General features: G+C 42.4%; 17 protein-coding genes and 1 riboswitch. Of the genes, 6 read left to right on the plus strand and 11 right to left on the minus strand.

The window, feature by feature from the left end:
• Window positions 1-8: 8 nt before the first annotated feature.
• From agaV to agaR, 4 genes are read right to left on the minus strand one after another with little or no spacing between them, the layout of a single operon-like run.
• The gene (agaV, locus tag PSE60_RS19945) at window positions 9-503 is read right to left on the minus strand and encodes a PTS N-acetylgalactosamine transporter subunit IIB (RefSeq protein WP_115166439.1); all 495 of its coding nucleotides are present in this window, start codon (window positions 501-503) and stop codon (window positions 9-11) included.
• 34 nt (window positions 504-537) lie between these two features.
• Window positions 538-1,722, minus strand: coding sequence for an SIS domain-containing protein (locus PSE60_RS19950; RefSeq protein ID WP_210836573.1), 1,185 nt, complete (start codon window positions 1,720-1,722; stop codon window positions 538-540).
• An 8-nt stretch (window positions 1,723-1,730) separates the two neighbouring features.
• Entirely contained in the window at window positions 1,731-3,014 is a 1,284-nt protein-coding gene (gene kbaZ / locus PSE60_RS19955; RefSeq protein ID WP_272666539.1) for a tagatose-bisphosphate aldolase subunit KbaZ, read from the minus strand.
• Between the two features lie 51 nt (window positions 3,015-3,065).
• Window positions 3,066-3,842 carry a transcriptional repressor AgaR gene (gene agaR, locus PSE60_RS19960; protein WP_210836571.1) on the minus strand — a complete coding sequence of 259 codons (777 nt, stop codon included), beginning with the start codon at window positions 3,840-3,842 and terminating at the stop codon, window positions 3,066-3,068.
• Window positions 3,843-4,370: 528 nt separating this feature from the next.
• On the opposite strand from agaR, the gene PSE60_RS19965 reads away from it, so the two are divergent.
• The 6 genes from PSE60_RS19965 to PSE60_RS19990 all read left to right on the plus strand — a co-directional run bounded on the left by PSE60_RS19965 (window position 4,371) and on the right by PSE60_RS19990 (window position 11,966).
• A complete protein-coding gene (locus tag PSE60_RS19965; RefSeq protein ID WP_272666540.1) occupies window positions 4,371-5,606 on the plus strand; it encodes an anaerobic sulfatase maturase in 1,236 nt (411 codons plus the stop codon).
• Between the two features lie 23 nt (window positions 5,607-5,629).
• Window positions 5,630-7,237 (plus strand): sulfatase family protein, encoded by a 1,608-nt coding sequence (locus PSE60_RS19970; RefSeq protein WP_272666541.1) that lies wholly within the window; start codon window positions 5,630-5,632, stop codon window positions 7,235-7,237.
• 63 nt (window positions 7,238-7,300) lie between these two features.
• Window positions 7,301-8,767, plus strand: coding sequence for a DUF2264 domain-containing protein (locus PSE60_RS19975; protein ID WP_272666542.1), 1,467 nt, complete (start codon window positions 7,301-7,303; stop codon window positions 8,765-8,767).
• Between the two features lie 115 nt (window positions 8,768-8,882).
• On the plus strand, window positions 8,883-9,737 hold the full coding sequence (locus PSE60_RS19980) for a tagatose bisphosphate family class II aldolase (protein ID WP_115166445.1): 855 nt from the start codon (window positions 8,883-8,885) through the stop codon (window positions 9,735-9,737).
• Between the two features lie 91 nt (window positions 9,738-9,828).
• Complete coding sequence (locus PSE60_RS19985; protein ID WP_198642143.1) at window positions 9,829-10,407, plus strand: DJ-1/PfpI family protein; 579 nt, start codon at window positions 9,829-9,831, stop codon at window positions 10,405-10,407.
• 257 nt (window positions 10,408-10,664) lie between these two features.
• Window positions 10,665-11,966, plus strand: a complete 1,302-nt coding sequence (locus PSE60_RS19990) for a uracil/xanthine transporter (RefSeq protein ID WP_272666543.1) — start codon at window positions 10,665-10,667, stop codon at window positions 11,964-11,966.
• Between the two features lie 54 nt (window positions 11,967-12,020).
• Here PSE60_RS19990 and thiH read toward each other — a convergent pair whose 3' ends face one another.
• The 7 genes from thiH to PSE60_RS20025 form a co-directional block, all read right to left on the minus strand.
• Window positions 12,021-13,142, minus strand: coding sequence for a 2-iminoacetate synthase ThiH (gene thiH / locus PSE60_RS19995; RefSeq protein ID WP_210836563.1), 1,122 nt, complete (start codon window positions 13,140-13,142; stop codon window positions 12,021-12,023).
• On the minus strand, window positions 13,139-13,909 hold the full coding sequence (locus PSE60_RS20000; protein ID WP_272666554.1) for a thiazole synthase: 771 nt from the start codon (window positions 13,907-13,909) through the stop codon (window positions 13,139-13,141). Before PSE60_RS20000 ends, thiH begins: the two co-directional genes overlap by 4 nt.
• Before the next feature lie 2 nt (window positions 13,910-13,911).
• The gene (gene thiS, locus PSE60_RS20005) at window positions 13,912-14,112 is read right to left on the minus strand and encodes a sulfur carrier protein ThiS (protein ID WP_210836562.1); all 201 of its coding nucleotides are present in this window, start codon (window positions 14,110-14,112) and stop codon (window positions 13,912-13,914) included.
• On the minus strand, window positions 14,100-14,858 hold the full coding sequence (locus tag PSE60_RS20010; protein WP_272666544.1) for a HesA/MoeB/ThiF family protein: 759 nt from the start codon (window positions 14,856-14,858) through the stop codon (window positions 14,100-14,102). The genes thiS and PSE60_RS20010 overlap by 13 nt, the downstream gene beginning before the upstream one ends.
• A 76-nt stretch (window positions 14,859-14,934) precedes the next feature.
• Window positions 14,935-15,600: a thiamine phosphate synthase gene (gene thiE, locus PSE60_RS20015; RefSeq protein WP_272666545.1), complete on the minus strand. Its 666-nt coding sequence runs from the start codon at window positions 15,598-15,600 to the stop codon at window positions 14,935-14,937.
• Window positions 15,584-17,572 carry a phosphomethylpyrimidine synthase ThiC gene (gene thiC, locus PSE60_RS20020; RefSeq protein ID WP_272666546.1) on the minus strand — a complete coding sequence of 663 codons (1,989 nt, stop codon included), beginning with the start codon at window positions 17,570-17,572 and terminating at the stop codon, window positions 15,584-15,586. Before thiC ends, thiE begins: the two co-directional genes overlap by 17 nt.
• Window positions 17,573-17,716: 144 nt before the next feature.
• A riboswitch (TPP riboswitch) is annotated at window positions 17,717-17,828 on the minus strand.
• Between the two features lie 304 nt (window positions 17,829-18,132).
• Window positions 18,133-18,795, minus strand: a complete 663-nt coding sequence (locus PSE60_RS20025; protein ID WP_272666547.1) for an HAD family hydrolase — start codon at window positions 18,793-18,795, stop codon at window positions 18,133-18,135.
• Window positions 18,796-18,802 lie beyond the last annotated feature (7 nt).

Raw genomic sequence — 18,802 nt, forward strand, 5'->3', positions numbered from 1 at the left:
CAATCTGCTTATGCTGATGCGAGAGTAAGAACATTAACGGGGGTTTGATCGGGAGTATTTTGAATCGTGCAAGCGACTCCTTTGTCGACAAGCCGACGAAATGCTTCTAAGTCGCGCTCATCCACAGATACTGTTTTAGTAATTTGGCGTTTTCCTTCATGGAAGTGCATATTGCCAACATTACAGTGCGTGATAGGAACGCCGCCTTCGACAAGGCGGGCAACATCTGTTGGGTTATTGCAAAGAATAAAGATTTTTTGACGTGGAGACGCTTTGTGAATGACATCGATAGTTTTTTCGATAGAGAAAAATCGGACGGCATATTCTCCACCCGCGGAGGCTTTCATTCCTGCTTGCATAAAAGCAGCATTAGGGCCATCCGCAGCATCATCATTAGCGACAAGAATTAAATTTGCTTCAGTGTGTTTACCCCAAGTGATTCGAATTTGCCCATGTAATAAACGCTCATCGATTCGGGTCCAGACAATATTTGGTGCGTGCATATAATTGCTCTCTTATTATTAGCTATATTTATCATTAAGAAGGCATGAAGCCATCTTCTTGATATGAGAACGGGTAAATAGTGACACCTTGAACAACTCGATTAATTTCTCCGGTTGGAGATGGGTTATCCGGTGTATTCCCCAGTGCAATGGAACTATGGAATGCAAAGGCCTGCGCTAACATTAAATAAGGGAAAAATAGGGCTGAGTCTGAGCATTGCTCCATTTTTTTAATATAAACAAAACTTTCCTCTATTTGTGTGTCATCGGAAGAGGAGGTGACCGCGATCACTTTTGCTGACGCATTATCGTGAATTACCTCTCTTAATAAGTCAGTTTCATACTGTCTAGTGTATTTATCGTTTGACAGAAACAGCACGATTAACGTTTCCTTATTGACGATAGATTTCGGTCCATGGCGAAAGCCTAACGGTGTGTCGAAGTTAGCAACGACCTTACCAGCTGTTAATTCCAACATTTTTAGAGCCGCTTCTTGTGCGAGACCTTGTAGGCCACCACTACCTAAATAAATGACTCGTTTAAATTTACCCGCGTATTCTTCCCGGATACGATGGTTAAATTGAGTAAAAATGTCGTGATAATCGTAGAAATAAGGCTTAATTTCGTTTAAATAGAAGGATTCTGTTAAGAAAATACACAGTGCAGCCATCATCATGGATGAAAAGCTTGAAGTCATGGCTAATGAACGGTCATTTGACTCTTCAGGCATTAAAATGGCTAATGCATTGGTATTATTTTGGCAATAACGATATAGCTGTCCTTGCTCGTTACAGGTTAAAACTAAGTGGTAACATTGAGTGAGGCATTTTTCTGCCACATCGAGGGCGGCAACACTTTCTGGGCTATTGCCTGAGCGAGCAAAAGAAATTAATAACGTTGGTACGTCTTCCGCTAAATATTCTTTTGGATCAGCGACTAAATCCGTGGTGGCAATGGCATCCACGCGGCGTTTTAAATGACCAGTGAGAACGGGGGCAAGAGCGCGGCCGGCGAAAGCCGATGTTCCAGCACCTGTCATGATAATGCGTGCGTCCGATGCCTGAAGTACTTTAGCTAAAAATGTATCAATTTCAGTACGTTGCTCTTGTATTAGTTGGTTTGTTTTTTCCCAGCATTCAGGTTGTTGCTCAATTTCTTTTGCTGTCCAGAATGCGTTTAGCTTTTCGAGTTCGGGTGTTTGATAGCTTAAATATTCCATGTCAAACCTCAGTGACTAAATTTACATGCATCGGCATATACCGAAAGTACGTCGCGAATTTTTGCAAAAATAAAGGATTTCGCTGTGCCATCGAGCATGCCTTCTCTTAATTGTTGAAATTGATGCGGCATGTATTGGCTTAAAAGTGGTAACGGGATTGGTTTTGAAGATAAGTTAGCCATCAGTATTTCTATGGCTTGGTTAATTTCTTTATCAGGCCAGTAATAACGAATACGGTCACTAAAGCTATAAACGCGAGCAAAAGCTTGCTGCTGGGCATCGCCATGGTAGTATTTTTGCCAAAATTCGGGCTCACGACACATCAATTGTTCCATTTTCTCTTTTAAGTGAGAACACTGTTCTGCCGGGAACATTTCATTCTCAATTTCACACAGAGAATAGAGGGCTTCTCGCATAGCAAATGTTAAAGCTGGGCCAACTTTTAAAATGGCAAAGTGGTCTTGAACAAGCTGCTTATAAGCATCAGGTGTTTGGTAATCGGTTGAGTGTGCTTCAAAAACGAGATGAGGGTAATCATCAACTACTTGACTTAATGCTTGTGCTTTTTCGGGTTGATAATCAATAACACCAGTATGGTCAAATTCCACACCAGGTTGAACGACGAGGCCAATAACACGTGCCCAACAGTCACCGACACCTGCTTTTTCGAACGCTTTCGCATGGCAGTCTAAGGTTTTTCTCGCGGCTTCTGGATCTGTGACTTCAACACCTTCAAGCGCTTCAGTTGCTCCACCTGGTACGGGGACTTCAGTACCAATAACATACACGATATCGCTGTAACCAAATTTTTCTTTGGCGGTTTTTTCTGCAACAACAGCGAGTCGGGCGGCACGTTGTGCAACGATTTCATCCGTGAGTGGAACGGGGTCATCTGCGCAGGACATACTACAGTCAAGGTGGATTTTTTTGAACCCTGCGGCAACGTAATGTTCAATTAGAACATCGGCATTATCCATGGCATCAGCGGCATTAAGCCCTTGCCAACGATTCGGACCTAAATGGTCACCACCAAGAATTAACTTATTCAGAGGGAAATTGATTTTTTCTGCTTTTTCAATTACATAATTGAAAAAATCAGCCGGAGTCATACCCGTATAGCCACCAAATTGATCAACTTGATTTGATGTGGCTTCAATTAAAAGAAAGGAATCATCATCCAGCGCTTGGTGCAATGAAGCTTCAATAACAAATGGGTGGGCTGAGCAAACAGAATAAATGCCATTCTGTTTACCAAGTTTATTTTGCTGAACAATCTTTTCTAAAGGATGCATTAATACTAACTCCACAATCAACACGGTTGTATTGTTAATGGAGTTAGCGAATTATTGCTCTTTATCGACGATGATTACTTCAATTTTATGGTTTTTCAACTCTTGGACATATTCATCAGGGATCCCAGAGTCTGTCACCAAAACATCAATATCAGCGAATTCACGGATCATATGACAACTGCGCTTACCAAATTTCGTAGAATCAGCAACCGCAATAACTGTTTCCGAGATTTCACACATTAACCGGTTAAGACTAGCTTCCTGTTCATTGTGTGTCGTGATACCAACGCGTAAATCGAACCCATCAACCCCAAGAAAAACCTTGTCAAAACGATAATTTCTGAGGCTATTTTCTGCTTGTGAGCCAGAAAACGATAAAGCATTTTTGCGCAATGCGCCGCCAGTCATTAGTACATCAATGCCTGCGGCTGTTGCTAACTCCATTGCGACATCTAAACCGTTAGTCATGACAACGACGTTATCCCGCGACTTTAAGTGTGTCGCAATTTCTCGTGTCGTTGTCCCCGAGTCTAAAATGATCGTGTCGCCATCATTAATGAGCGCGGCGGCTGCTTTCCCTATTAATGTTTTTGTGCCCGCATTCTGCCCACGCTTTTCGTGAATGCTTAGTTCAGCAATAAACCCAGTATTTGGAATTGCTGCTCCATGGGAGCGGACCACATAACCATTTTTTTCAAGAAAGCTTAAATCGCTACGGATGGTGACACTTGAAACTTTAAATATTTCGGCTAAATCTTCGACTCGTGCTTTACCTTGTTGGTTAATCATGTCGAGGATTTCCATGCGCCTTTCAACAGCCGCTTTCACTTTCATCTCCTTACGAAATCAAATGATTTGCTTTCATTTGATTTCGAATTAAGTTTACTACGCTAAAAAATACCGACAACGAAAAAAAACAAAACTTTTGATCTCTTTCACAAAGTTTCGATTTGTGTGTTGTTTGCTTACGGATATTTTCAAATTTTAAATATCATATCTTCGAATAAGAAAGTATCCAATCAATAAAGTCGTAATAACTATACTTTTACTAAGCAAACTCCGTGTTTTACATAAATATTAGCAATTTTTGCAAAAAGTTAGCTAAATATAAGCTCAAAAATTGGCATAAAGTGTGATGGCGGTATTTGAAGTTCGAAAGGAATAGAAATTTCTTTAAAACAAAAAACATAAATTAGTGGCATGTTGTGCGTTATTTATACTCTTTTCAATGTTTTTAACTCAAATTGAACTCTTTCAAATTCTTTCATTTTCTTATTTTGTGATTTCAATCTCTTTTGATTTTTCGTGTTTTGCGTAATGCTATAAAAATAACCTGACTATTTCGGATTAATTTAAATGCCTGCAAACCAACCCTCTTACTTTCATATGATGGCGAAACCCACCAGTTATCGCTGCAATATTAAATGTGAATACTGTTTTTATCTTGAAAAAGAAAATGTGTTTCACGAGCAACCTGCGCAAGATAAACATGACGTTATGCCTGATAACGTGCTACGTCGTTATATCAAAGACTATATCCAGTCCCATGCTGGTGAGCAGGTAGATTTTTCATGGCAAGGTGGGGAGCCAACACTTGCAGGGCTCGAATTTTTTGAGCGAGTTGTTAAGTACCAAAAGCAATATGCTCAAGGAAAAACGATCACGAATAGTGTGCAAACGAACGCCATTGCGATTAATCGACAATGGGCGCAGTTTTTTGCAGACCACAGTTTTTTAATTGGTGTATCAATTGATGGCTTAGAAGCTGTTCATGATAAATATCGAATTTCCGTTAATGGCAACCCAACTTTTGAGCGTGTGAAGAAAGCCATTCAGCTCTTGATTGAATACGGTGTTGAATTTAATACCCTAACCGTAGTTAATGACCAAAATTGGCGAAAAGGAAAAGAAACGTATCGAGCCTTGAAAGCATTGGGGTCCACTTTTTTTCAGTTTATCCCCATTGTTGAAGTGGATAGGCGCTTTCCTCAGACCCAAGGTGGTCATTATGCTCCTGGACCAAATGCTGTGATGGCGCCATTTTCAGTACCCGCGGAGGGGTATGGGCAATTTATGGCTGATGTTTTTGATGAATGGATCCACCAAGGAGACATTGGCAAAATTTACATACGTCTATTTGATAGCTTATTAGGTACTTGGATGGGCTATCCCGCATCAACCTGTGTGCAATCTAAAACGTGTGGGCAAGCACTGATTATTGAATCTAATGGGGATGTCTATTCCTGTGACCACTATGTGTACCCTGCAAATCGGTTGGGTAACGTACAACAACACTCCCTTTCCCGTATTGTTTCTTCTAAGCAGCAAGTCCGTTTTGGGCAAAATAAATATGACAAGCTAACGAGTCTTTGCCAGCGCTGTGAGGTTCAAAGCCTTTGTTATGGTGGTTGCCCTAAGCACCGGATCACGGCGATAGAAGGTGAAAAATATCGCCATAACTATTTATGTCGTTCATATAAAAAGATTTTTCATCATACCGCTTTAGGTATGCAGTTAATGCGTCAAGCGATATCGGGTGGTGCTTTAGCCAGTGATGCACTTGGCGCAATACAGCGTGCTTACAAGCAATAATCATATTATCTGGAGATATTTTTGTGAGATTACCTTCTATGAAGAAAAGCCTATTAGCTGGGCTGATAGCCGCAAGCAGCTTAGTGCCTCCCATTGCAGCGAATGCAGGAGGCACACCGGAAAAGCCGAATGTTTTACTGATTGTTATGGATGACTTAGGAACAGGGCAGCTCGATTTTGTGCTTGATAGCATTGATGTCACAGAACTTGCACAGCGCCCATCACCACAACGTTATCAAGGTGATATTAATAAGATGGTGGAAGCAGCAAGAGCAGCAATGCCAAATGTTTCGGATATGGCTGCCGGTGGAATAAAGATGACTAATGCATTTGTTGCTCATCCTGTTTGTGGTCCATCACGAGCTGGCATTTTTACAGGGCGCTCTCCCGCAAGCTTTGGCACTTACAGTAATGACGATGCGATGTTAGGTATCCCACAAGATATCAAACTATTACCTGCATTATTTCAAGAAAACGGCTATGCCACCGCCAGTATTGGGAAATGGCATAATGCCAAGGTATTGAAAAAGCCTAAAATTGCAGCAGAAAAGCAAACTCGTGATTATCACGATAATATGATTTCGACACCGGAGCCGGGTTTCGCCCCCCATGAAAGAGGCTTCGATTATGCATATAGTTTCTATGCATCAGGGGCGGCACTTTGGAACTCCCCGGCTATGTGGCGAAATGGTGAAAACGTACCCGCCCCCGGCTACACCACGCACTTGTTAACGGATGAAGCCATTAAATTCATTGATGGCCATAAGGACAAACCTTTTTTTATCAACCTTTCATATAGTGTGCCGCACATTCCGTTAGAAGAAGCTTCTCCAGCGAAATATATGGATAAATTCAATACGGGTAATGTTGAAGCCGACAAATATTTTGCTGCGCTAAATGCAGCCGATGAGGGAATAGGTAAAATTATCAATACACTAAAGGAAAATGGTGAATTAGATAATACGCTAATTTTCTTTATTTCTGACAATGGTGCGGTACATGAGTCGCCAATGCCAATGAATGCGATGGATAAAGGTTTTAAAGGGCAAATGTTTAATGGTGGTGTACGCGTTCCATTTGTTGCTTATTGGCCAGGGCATATTCCTGCGGGTAAATACAGTGATGCGATGGTTTCAGCAATTGATATCTTACCAACCGCATTACAAAGCGCAGGGATCACCATACCCGATAGTATGAAGGTTGAAGGCAAAAATATTATGCCACTCTTAACGGGGAAAACAGAAAAGTCGCCACATAATTATTTGTATTGGACAGGGCCAGGGACGAAACATTACAGCGAAGAAAACCAAGATTTTTGGCATGGTTACCATGAATGGATCACTTATCAACGCAAAGAAATTCCAAACAACCCTAATTTAGAAAAACTATCGAAAGGTTCATGGGCTATCCGTGATGGAGAATGGGCACTTTATTTTTATGATGATGGTTCTGACCAGCTCCAATTATTCAATGATAAACAAAACCCAGCCGAATCAAATAATTTAGCGGCTCAATATCCAGAAAAAGTTAAAGAATTAAAATCTGCTTATTATCAATGGATTAAAGATAAACCAAAACCCGTTGTATGGGGACAAGATCGTTACCAAGTCCTGATTGAATCAGCAAGATAAATACAAAACTTTGTTTTATTCTGCGCGCAAGGATGCGCCTGTCTGCACCATAGAGAAATACGTATGACAATACCGACTGAACGCCCAAAACTACCTTATGAGCATCCAAGTATAAAAATTTATCAGAAATTATTCAAAGAGAATATCATTCGAAGATTAATTAGAAAGTCAGCTTATCAATGTAACGATAATCACATCACCGAAGTTTTTCAAGATGAAAGTCAATCACTTTCCGTTCTTTGCGAATTATTAGTCCGCTATACTGCAGAAGCCTTTGTTCATTATCAAGCTTGGGGCTACTCTCATGCCTATTACCCTGGCAGTCCTGGCCAACAGACTGTGCGAACAGATGCGCTAGAAGGCGTTAGCCGGGTACTGCCTTTGTTCGCTGCATGGTTAGTCCATAGCCGAAAAACCGTATTAAATGGGTTAAATTTAGCGTCGATTGACCTTCCTGAGATTATTAAAAATGCATTTTTGCATGGCACTGACCCCAATCATAAAGGCTATTGGGGAAGGCTTGACAATTATGACCAAAAAATTTGTGAATCGGCAGATTTAGCACTGACGCTTTGGTTAAGTCGTGAGTGGGTATGGGAAAAGTTGGATAGTTCTGTTCAACAACGCATTATTACATGGTTCGAACAGGTTAATCACTGTGATATCGTTGATAACAACTGGCATCTTTTTCCGCTTACCGTGCAGTTTGTGATCCGAGCACTCACCGGCCGAGATACTATTGCAATGTGGCGGTATGAAAGAGTGAAACAATTTTACGTGGGTGATGGTTGGTTTCGAGATGGTGCAAAGGGTAACTTTGATTACTACAATGCATGGGGTTTTTACTATTCACTATATTGGCTTAATCAAATTTGCCCTCATTTCGATGATGAGTTCATTCGTAGTTCCTTAAATCAGTTTAACCATCATTATCGTTATCTTATGACACCACAAGGCATTCCATTTTTTGGCCGCAGTGCATGTTATCGCCTCGCGGTGTCCACGCCTTTATTAGCCGGCGTTGATTTAGGTGGAGATGCCGTGAGTGTGGGGGAGGCTAAAAACGCACTAAAAAGTACTTTGCGTTATTTTATTGGCCATGGTGCTTTAAAAGCAGGAGCGCCAACTCAAGGTTTATTTAGTTATGATGCGCGCCTAGTCGATAACTACAGTGGTCCTGCGAGTAGTTTTTGGTCATTACGTGCTGTAATTATTGCTTTGTATTGTGGTAACCGAATCCAACTTTGGGACAGCCCTTGTAGTCCGTTGCCAATTGAGCGTTCAGACTTTCATTTCGAAATACCGTCAATTTCGGCAACGGTTATTGGTGTGAAAGAAACACAAGAGGTTACCGTGATATTTCGTGAAGATTACCTCAAACAGCAATCCCCGTTGACGCGTCGCTTAGAGAAACAATTACGCTCTCAGAAAGTGATTGAAATGCTTCTAGGTCAATCAAGGCGCCCTAAAAACAACCTGTTACGTAAGGGGGTGACTAGCTATAGCTCTAAAATGACTCACTACTTCTAGACTTTCTTTCATTTGCTTTCAGTGCGAAAGGAATGGAAATGTGATTTAGATCTTTTACCTTTCTGTTTCTTTCGTTTAATATGATTCGAAATCAATCGAAAGGTAAGAGGCGATTATGTACTTGGTATCTACCCGTAATATGTTGAACAAAGCTCAACTGGGAGGCTATGCAGTTCCCGCATTTAATATTCATAATTTAGAAACTATTCAAGTTGTCATGGAAACTGCCGCAGAAATGGCATCCCCGGTTATTTTAGCTGGCACACCGAGTACCTTTTCTTATGCAGGAAGTGACTATTTGATAGCAATCTGCCAGCAGGCCGCTGAGCGTTATAAAGTCCCAGTGGCTTTGCATCTCGACCATCATGAAGATATTCCAGACATTTTCCAGAAAGTCTCCGCGGGTGTGCGCTCTGCGATGATTGATGCTTCTCATTTTCCGTTTGAAGAAAATATTCAAATTGTTAAACGGGTTGTTGATTTTTGCCATCAATGGGACTGCACGGTTGAGGCTGAACTAGGGCGTTTAGGTGGGCAAGAAGATGACTTAGTTGTCGATGCTGCAGATGCACTTTTCACCGACCCTGATGCTGCCGTAACTTTTATTCAAAGAACCGGTATTGATTCCTTAGCTGTTGCCATCGGAACCGCTCACGGCATGTACAAAAGTGAGCCTCATTTGGATTTTGTTAGGCTAGATGCCATCCGTAAGAAAACAGATTTACCGTTAGTTCTGCATGGTGCTTCGGGGATCCCTGATGCGGATGTTAGGCACTGTATTGACCTTGGAATTTGTAAAGTCAATGTCGCAACAGAACTCAAAATTGCGTTTTCTGATGCCATTAAGCAGTACTTCATTGAAAACCCAGAAGCCACTGACCCTCGCCATTATCTGGTTCCAGGAAAGGCAGCGATGAAAGCGGTGGTGATGGATAAAATTCGTGTTTGCAAAAGTGATGGAACACTTTAACAAGTAAAAATTATCTGGATTTGCTGAGTATACAACCCAAATTTATTGCGGATGACTCGTAATAGCTTTCTTTGAAAATAAAAGGAATGTCATGAAACAAGTTGCTGTTTTGCTCGCGGATGGCTTTGAGGAAGGGGAAGCGGTCGTTTTCATTGATATCATGCGTCGGCTAGATATTCATGTTGATGTGCTGTCCTGCATGGATTCGCTTATTTTAAATACGTATTTTGGTACTAAAATTAGTGCAGATTATCTGTTAGTCGATAAGTTATCCCATACTTATGATGCCATCATGATGCCAGGGGGCCCAAAAGGAACTGACCGCTTGTATGCGAATGAAAAAGTAGTTGATTTTCTTCGTCGGCATATACATGAGGATAAGTATATTTGTGCGCTATGTTCTTCAGGCGCGAAGGTGTTAGCGGCTCATGGGTTACTGGAAGGACGGCATTATAGTACAGGAGATAAGCTGGCTGAAAAATTTGATGATGGTATCTATGTCGACCAAGATGTTGTTGTTGATGGAAAATTTATTAGTGCAAAAGGACTTGGTGTAAGCTTTGAATTTGCATTTACCGTCGCAAAACATTTACTGGCTGACAATATTGATAAAGTGGATTGGCAAGCTAAACATATATATTTTAAACATTGGCCGCTTTCCTATCTATAATTTTTATTGGTAACTACGTACTTTTATATCGGCAATAAAGGTAATAAATAAAGCGGGAATAATATTTTCCCCGCTTTATTTTTATCAACTAGTCGAATGAAAATAAAAATAGAGACTTAATAGCGTATGAAGCCATTTTTTATCATGATAAGAATAAATGATAATTTATAAATATCATAACAATTAGATTTAAATTAGAAATTTTCCGCTATAAACATTAAGCTGGTCAGATATATAATCACCGGTAAGGAATGAAAATGCGGAATATTGCTATTACAAAAAATAATATTATTTCTGGCTTTCAATGGTTCTTTTTTATCTTTTGTAATACGGTTGTTATTCCCCCGACGTTACAGTCTGCTTTTCATTTGTCACCACAAACCACGTTTGTTATTACTCAATATGCTTTCTTATTAACAGCTTTAGCTTGCTTGTTGCAAGCATTTATAGGCCATAAACGCTCTGTGATGGAGGGGCCAACAGGGTTGTGGTGGGCAACAATTTTAACCGTAACTTTGTCAGAATCTATACAAGGAACTCCTCTTGAGACGATTGGATGGAGTTTGGCCATGGGGATTTTTCTGTCTGGGATTATTACTATTCTTATTGGCCTAAGTGGTCTTGGTGGTTGGTTAGCGGGTTTGTTCAAACCAGGTGTGCTGGTGGTATTTATGTTTTTACTTGGCGCGCAGCTGGTCACTATTTTTTTAAAAGGGATGTTAGGGCTACCCTTTGGTGTTGGCAGTGAAAATATTACAGTTAATTATCCAGTATTCTTTTTGGCGCTCGCAGTACTGGTATTTGTTATAGGGATTATTGTGTATTTACCTGTGAATATTAGTAAATATGCTTTATTGATTGGAACAATCATAGGGTGGGTTGCTTATAGTGGGTTATTTGGTAGCACGATATCATCTGTTTCATCAGGGGAGTGGGTACTATTTCCATTAGGCCGTTCCGATGAAATTAATATAAGTATTGTGATAACAGCAATTTTGGCTGGGATATTAAACACATCAAATACGTTTGGAGCAATGCGCGGAACGGATGTATTTTACCCCGATTCATTACCCGTTAAGTCCTTATATCGGCGTAGTTTTATGATGTCAGGAGCTATAACAATATTAGCAGCGCCGATAGGCGTAGTGCCTTTTTCACCGTTTGTTTCATCAATTGGTCTAATTACTCAAACAAAAGACAGTTCACGTATCTCTTTTACTATCGGCAGCCTTATTTTCTTATGTGTGGGGGGCGTTGCAGTATTGACGCAATTTTTCCGCTCTTTGCCGTTAGCCATTGGTAGCGCGGTTATGTTAGCGACTTATTTGCCGCTGCTATTTTCTTCATTTTCATTTCTTGCGGATATGAAACTGAATGCACGTAATATTTATCGCCTCGCATTACCTATTTTTATTGGCATCTTTTTGATGTCAGCACCTGCTGCGGTACTAAATTCGTTACCAACAATGTTTAGTTCTTTACTGGGTAATGGGTTACTTATAGGCATTATATTGGCTCTTATTTTAGAAAATACGATCAAGTGGGATAAAATCTCCTAAATAATAAAAGAGCACTAAGCTGTTGTGCAGCTAATGCTCTTTTTCAGTAAAATTCTAGCGGCCTAAATAACCATCCCAATCTTTCCAAACGGGCTGTAAACCGGCTTGCACAAGTGCATTCGCTACTTGTGCGGCACTGCGGTTATCATTTGGGGAAAATTGTTCTAGCTCTTCTTTGGTATCTGCATAGCCACCTGGTTGGGTTTTCGAGCCGGCACTGACGTTGTTAATTGCCAATGGCACCACGTTATCACGGAAGTAAGGCGATTCACGAGTTGAGAGTGAAAGCTCGACATTCGGCGCCAGTAAGCGAAAAGCACAAATTAATTGCACTAATTCGGCTTCATTCATCAGTGATGCCGGTTCAACACCACCTGCACAAGGGCGTAAGCGAGGAAAAGAGATAGAATAACGACTTTGCCAGTAATGTTGCTGTAAGTACAACAAATGTTCTGCAACCATATAGCAATCGGTACGCCAACTGTTTGATAAACCAATTAACGCACCAAGGCCGATTTTATCTATGCCCGCTTCCCCTAAGCGTTCTGGAGTAGCTAAGCGCCAGTGAAAATCCTGCTTTTTGCCTTTGAGGTGATGGAGTTGATACGTGGGCTCATGGTAGGTTTCTTGATAAACCATCACACCGTCTAACCCCAAAGTTTTCAATTCCTTATACTCATCTGTGCTTAATGGCTGCACTTCCATCATTAAGGAACTGAAATAAGGGCGAATGATGGGGAATGTGTGACGAAAATAGTCCATACCCACTTTACTCTGGTGCTCCCCGGTGACCAGTAATAAGCTATCGAAACCAATTTTGCGAATGGTTTCGCACTCATTGATGATTTCAGCGTCATTTAGCGTTTTACGTTTAATTTTATTACTCATCGAAAAACCGCAATAAGTACAATCGTTTGCGCATAGGTTCGATAAATAAAGTGGCACATAAAACCCAACGGCATGGCCAAAGCGTTGTCGGGTGAGTTTCTGAGCTTTTTGTGCTATCAGCTCAATATAGGGACGGGCAGCAGGGGAAAGCAGCGCCATAAAATCATCGAGTGTGAGTATATCCACCGCCAAAGCATGTTCTACATCGGCAGGTGTTTTACTGTTTATCCGCAGTGTCGTATCGTCCCAATCCAGTGCTTGTAAGCGTTCTTGGAAACTTGGGATCATGATAAGGCCCCTAAGAAACTGGTCAATGGGCTGGACGCTTGCGCCTGTTGCTTCGGTGCAGCTAAACCACTTTGATAAGCTAACTCAGCCGCTTCGACCGCGAGTTTAAACGCTTTTGCCATGAGTACAGGTTGTTTCGCTACAGCGATTGCGGTGTTGACTAAGACGGCATCAGCCCCTATCTCGATAGCTTCTGCGGCGTGGCTTGGTGCACCAATCCCGGCATCTACAACGACAGGCACAGAAGCTTGCTCAATAATGATACGGAGCATTTCTTTAGTTGCTAAGCCTTTGTTTGTGCCAATCGGTGCGCCTAATGGCATCACAGCGGCACAGCCAACTTCTTCTAAACGACGGCATAACACCGGGTCTGCGCTGCAATAAGGTAATACAACAAATCCCTCTTTAACGAGCTGCTCTGCGGCGAGTAATGTCTCGATGGGATCCGGTAGTAAATAACGCATATCCGGATGAATTTCGAGTTTGACCCAATTGGTACCGAGGGCTTCTCGAGCTAGGCGCGCGGCAAACACCGCCTCTTGGGCATTTTTCGCACCAGAGGTATTCGGTAATAGTTTCACACCCAGTTCTTGCAGAGGTTGTAGAATGCCATCATCTTGCCCTCGTAAATCAATACGTTTCATTGCCATTGTCACCAATTGACTGCCGGATGCCGCAATGGCGTCTTGCATGAGGTTGGCACTGGCAAATTTACCTGTTCCAGTAAACAGGCGTGAGTGAAAAGTAAAATCTGCGATTTTTAACATCATTAGCCCCCAGCGATAGCTTGAAACAACAAGATATTATCTTGGTCATTAATGAGATATGAATTCCACTGACTCTTCGGAATGATCACTTGATTGATAGCAAGTGCAGTTCCCACCATTGGGCGATCGAGAGTGGAAAATAATTGATTAACCGTCAGTGGGGCATCGAATTCCATAGGTTGGTCATTAATTATGATATGCATGTTTCTTCCCGACAGATTGGACATTGCAATGACGGCGTTAATTGCAATGTATTCCATTGTTGTTGTTTTCCATCGAATAAACGCAATTTGCCGCTCAGTGAAGAGGGAAGGCCGACAAGTAATTTAATGGCTTCCAGTGCTTGCAACGTGCCGATAACCCCAACCACTGGCCCTAATACCCCAGCTGTGCGGCAGTTGCGTTCAGGTTCATCTTGGTCTGGGTATAAACAGGCATAGCAACCGGTACTAAATGGCGGCTCAAGTACCATTAATTGGCCACCAAACCCAACCGCACTGCCACTAACTAAGGTTGTATTAGTCATGACACAGGCAGCATTAACTGCATGGCGAGTAGCCATGTTATCGCAGCAATCAAGCACTAAATCGACTTGTTCAGCTAAAGGAATTAACGTCTCAACATCCAATTTTTGTGCGACAACATGGGTTCTGACCAACGGATTGAGTTGATGTAGCCTATCTGCGGCAAGCTGGGCTTTTGACTGGCCAATATCATCGGTATCGTAAAGTACCTGCCGTTGTAAGTTAGAAACGTGCAAGTCATCGTGGTCAGCTAGCCACAATTCGCCGACACCAGCACCCGTTAAATAAAGGGATGCAGGAGAGCCTAAGCCCCCTAAGCCGACAATGAGAACTTTGCTATTTTTCAGTTTTTGTTGCCCATCAGGACTGATGTCTTCAAGTAATAGCTGGCGGCTGTAACGCATGAATTCTTGGTCACTTAACATGATTGAATTCCTTAAATCATCATTAGCCCTGTTTTTATGACGATAAACTAGGGCTAATTTTGTGATTAAAAATCGACTAATTGGCGTGATCCCGCTCAATTAAATTCAGCAAAGTTTCTGTTGCGGCGCGCCAATCATCGGCTTTAGTAATCGCACTGACTAGCGCGACACTACCCACTCCAGTTGCTAGCACGTCAGGCACTTTATCAATGGAAATCCCACCAATGGCTACAGTTGGGTAGTCAGGCGTTGCTTCCACCATGGCTTTAAGTGTTTCTAAACCCTGAGGCGAAGAAGGCATCTCTTTCGTTTGTGTTGGAAAGATATGCCCCATGGCAATGTAGGAAGGGCGAACCGATTTTGCGATAGCCAATTCATGCTCATCGTGCGTTGATATTCCTAACCGTAAGCCCGCTTGGTGGATTGCTAATAAATCGGTAGTTTCCAAATCTTCTTGGCCTAAATGTACGCCATAAGCACCAAACTCGACCGCTAACCGCCAGTAATCATTAATGAATAAGCGTGCGTTATGTTTTTCCCCGAGCGCAATAGCTTGTTGAATCTCATCACGAACATCTGCGTCAGATTTGTCTTTGATACGCAATTGAATTGTGGAAACACCAGCATTAAGCAAACGTTCAATCCATTCAACGGAATCCACAACGGGGTAAAGCCCAAGGCGTTGTTCAGTCTCAGGAAAAGGGCTATTTGGGATAGCTATAGCGTTAGGCAATTTTGGCATTTTCATCCACCTCTGCATTCACAATTTCAGCACCGTGATAGAGTTCGCTGCCATGGGCACGGAAGGCTTCAGACATCTGTTCCATACCCGCTTCTTTTTCATTTGCCTCTTTTTGGGCTGCGTAGTCACGAACTTCTTGGGATATCTTCATTGAACAGAATTTAGGCCCACACATAGAGCAGAAATGGGCAATTTTCCCAGAAGCTTGTGGTAAGGTTTCATCGTGATATTTGCGAGCAGTTTCAGGGTCTAACGCCAAGTTAAATTGGTCTTCCCAGCGGAATTCAAAACGGGCTTTGGACATGGCGTTATCACGGATCTGTGCACCCGGGTGGCCTTTAGCAAGGTCAGCGGCGTGGGCTGCAATCTTATAGGTGATTAGCCCTTGTTTAACATCTTCTTTGTTTGGTAAGCCTAAATGCTCTTTTGGTGTTACATAGCACAACATTGCACAGCCAAACCAGCCGATCATGGCGGCACCAATACCAGAGGTAAAGTGGTCGTAACCCGGAGCAATATCGGTTGTTAGTGGGCCTAAAGTATAGAATGGGGCTTCGTGGCAATGTTCCAATTCTTCCGTCATATTACGGCGGATCATTTGCATTGGTACGTGGCCGGGGCCTTCAATCATGACTTGGACATCATATTCCCACGCAATTTTTGTGAGCTCACCAAGGGTATGGAGCTCGGCAAATTGAGCTTGGTCGTTGGCGTCTTGGATGGAACCCGGACGCAAGCCATCACCTAATGACAAGGAAACGTCGTAAGTGGCACAAATCTCACAGATTTCGCGGAAGTTTTCGTACAGGAAGTTTTCTTGGTGATGAGACAAGCACCATTTTGCCATGATAGAGCCACCGCGAGAGACGATCCCTGTTAGGCGTTTAGCTGTCATTGGCACATAGCGTAGCAATACGCCGGCATGGATAGTGAAGTAGTCGACACCTTGTTCTGCTTGCTCTAATAATGTGTCACGGAACATTTCCCACGTGAGATTTTCGGCGACGCCGTTCACTTTTTCGAGAGCTTGGTAAATCGGAACTGTACCAATAGGCACTGGGCTATTACGTAAAATCCATTCGCGGGTTTCGTGGATATAACGGCCGGTGGATAAATCCATGACGGTATCCGCCCCCCAACGTGTTGACCAAATCAGTTTCTCTACTTCTTCTTCAATGGATGAGGTGACTGATGAATTACCAATATTGGCATTAACCTTAACCAAGAAATTACGACCAATAATCATTGGTTCTGATTCGGGATGGTTGATATTGGCTGGGATAATAGCGCGACCCGCCGCCACTTCTTGGCGAACAAATTCAGGGGTAATATTCTCTGGCAAATTTGCGCCAAAGCCTTGGCCTGGATGTTGTTGCAATAAAACTTCGCCACGAATACGTTCACGTCCCATATTTTCGCGGATTGCAATAAACTCCATTTCAGGGGTAATGATACCTTTGCGTGCGTAATGTAATTGGGTAACACACTTGTTAGTTTGGGCTTTTAACGGGTGGGGACGGTTGTTAAAGCGTAGATGGTCAAGGCCTGCATCAGCAAGGCGTTGTTGTGTGAAGTCAGAGCTGAGATTTTCTACTTTAGTGGTGTCTGAGCGCTCGTTTATCCATGGCGCGCGAATTTTTTTCAAGCCTTTGTGAACGTTGAGTTCTGATGTTGGGTCGCCGTAAGGGCCTGAAGTGTCGTAGATAGGAACGGGTTCGTTGTCTTCAAATTGCGGGTTGTCTTTGTCGCCACCAATAAGGGTTTGCGAAAGCTGAATTTCTCGCATTGGGACTTGGATATCGTCTCTTGAACCTTGAAGATAAATTCGTTCAGAATTGGGAAAGGAAACGCCAGAAACAGTATTGATAAAGTTTTCAGCAGCGTCGCGTTGGGCTTTACGAGTGCGAGCGGGTGCAGCTTGTGGCGATAAATCAGCTGTAGGGATGATATTTTGTTCTGTATTATTGGACATAGCAATTTCCTGACATTGTCACGGCTATCACAGCTTAGTGTGTAGCGGGTTTATCGAAAGAAAGTTGCTTGTCAGGAGTTCGGAGGAGTAATAAAAAGACATTGCGGTTAATTTTTCACCAAATCTGAGGTGGCAAACTAACGCTGAGTGATTACTCTTGTTCCCTTCGCGGGTATTAACCCGATCAGGTTCCGCGGATCCCGAATTAACGGTCTCAGCCTGATGCTATGCATGCTAGGCACTCCGACAAGAGATTTCAGTATAAGCTTTCCTCGTCATTCTTCAAGCGATAAGTGCGTTGGCTGCGCTCGGCTCCCCAAGTCACATACTTATGTATGCTCCTTGAGATATCCTCGTTTGCCGCCTTCTTCTCACTTGAATTATTTAGAGGAAAGAAGAAATTAGAGCGGAATAAGATTATTTTCTCGTCATTCTTCAAGCGATAAGTGCGTTGGCTGCGCTAGGTTCCTCAAGTCACATACTTATATATGCTCCTTGAGATATCCTCGTTTGCTGCCTTCTTCTAACAAATTGAAATCAAGGTGAGATAAAAATAAGGTTTATAAATTCCACTGATATTGCGGCCAGTGATTTTCTTTGGCGGCTTGGAGGAGACGAGGGTCGCCGTTGATGATAAAGGTTTCGTCAGCGAATTGGCACATCGGAAGATCGTTGGCAGAGTCGGAGTAGAAATACACGTAGGCGTCAGTGATTGGCTGGTGGCGGATCCAAGCTAATAGACGTTTGACTTTACCTTCTTTAAAGGTTGGGATACCGTCTATCTCTGTGGTGTAGCAACCATCTTGTTGCTTAATATCGATGCCCATAGCGACGTCGGCATTGAGTTGATCTGCGATCTTTTTGACAATAAACGAAACAGTTGCGGAGATCACAATAATTGGGATCCCTTTAGCTCGATAATTTGCGATCGTTCTAATCGCTTCAGGGTAGATCCTTGGCAGAATCATGCTTTGCACAAAATCATTTAGCCAGATATCCACTTGCTCAGTTTTTACATTGGCGAGAGTTTGCAGGTTAAAACGTAAGTAAGTCGGCATATCTAATGTGCCTGCATTATATTGCGCCATCATGGCTTTATCCGCCTCTACAAACTGTGGGTCGTTGATAATTTGCCTGTCCCACAGATATTGTGTCCACAATACGCTGCTATCACCTTGAATTAACGTATCATCTAAGTCAAAAATGGCCAGTTGGTTTTGCATTATATTC

The organism is Providencia sp. PROV174 (assembly GCF_028480685.1).
GTDB lineage: Bacteria > Pseudomonadota > Gammaproteobacteria > Enterobacterales > Enterobacteriaceae > Providencia > Providencia rettgeri.

What these genes read in the sequence shown, in the direction of transcription:
- PSE60_RS20010 (WP_272666544.1), bottom strand. Translation starts at nt 14,858, where the DNA reads ATGTTAAGTGACCAAGAATTCATGCGTTACAGCCGCCAGCTATTACTT.
- PSE60_RS19980 (WP_115166445.1), top strand. Translation starts at nt 8,883, where the DNA reads ATGTACTTGGTATCTACCCGTAATATGTTGAACAAAGCTCAACTGGGA.
- thiE (WP_272666545.1), bottom strand. Translation starts at nt 15,600, where the DNA reads ATGCCAAAATTGCCTAACGCTATAGCTATCCCAAATAGCCCTTTTCCT.
- thiS (WP_210836562.1), bottom strand. Translation starts at nt 14,112, where the DNA reads ATGCATATCATAATTAATGACCAACCTATGGAATTCGATGCCCCACTG.
- PSE60_RS19990 (WP_272666543.1), top strand. Translation starts at nt 10,665, where the DNA reads ATGCGGAATATTGCTATTACAAAAAATAATATTATTTCTGGCTTTCAA.
- thiH (WP_210836563.1), bottom strand. Translation starts at nt 13,142, where the DNA reads ATGATCCCAAGTTTCCAAGAACGCTTACAAGCACTGGATTGGGACGAT.
- agaV (WP_115166439.1), bottom strand. Translation starts at nt 503, where the DNA reads ATGCACGCACCAAATATTGTCTGGACCCGAATCGATGAGCGTTTATTA.
- thiC (WP_272666546.1), bottom strand. Translation starts at nt 17,572, where the DNA reads ATGTCCAATAATACAGAACAAAATATCATCCCTACAGCTGATTTATCG.
- kbaZ (WP_272666539.1), bottom strand. Translation starts at nt 3,014, where the DNA reads ATGCATCCTTTAGAAAAGATTGTTCAGCAAAATAAACTTGGTAAACAG.
- PSE60_RS19950 (WP_210836573.1), bottom strand. Translation starts at nt 1,722, where the DNA reads ATGGAATATTTAAGCTATCAAACACCCGAACTCGAAAAGCTAAACGCA.
- PSE60_RS20000 (WP_272666554.1), bottom strand. Translation starts at nt 13,909, where the DNA reads ATGTTAAAAATCGCAGATTTTACTTTTCACTCACGCCTGTTTACTGGA.
- PSE60_RS19965 (WP_272666540.1), top strand. Translation starts at nt 4,371, where the DNA reads ATGCCTGCAAACCAACCCTCTTACTTTCATATGATGGCGAAACCCACC.
- PSE60_RS19985 (WP_198642143.1), top strand. Translation starts at nt 9,829, where the DNA reads ATGAAACAAGTTGCTGTTTTGCTCGCGGATGGCTTTGAGGAAGGGGAA.
- PSE60_RS20025 (WP_272666547.1), bottom strand. Translation starts at nt 18,795, where the DNA reads ATGCAAAACCAACTGGCCATTTTTGACTTAGATGATACGTTAATTCAA.
- PSE60_RS19975 (WP_272666542.1), top strand. Translation starts at nt 7,301, where the DNA reads ATGACAATACCGACTGAACGCCCAAAACTACCTTATGAGCATCCAAGT.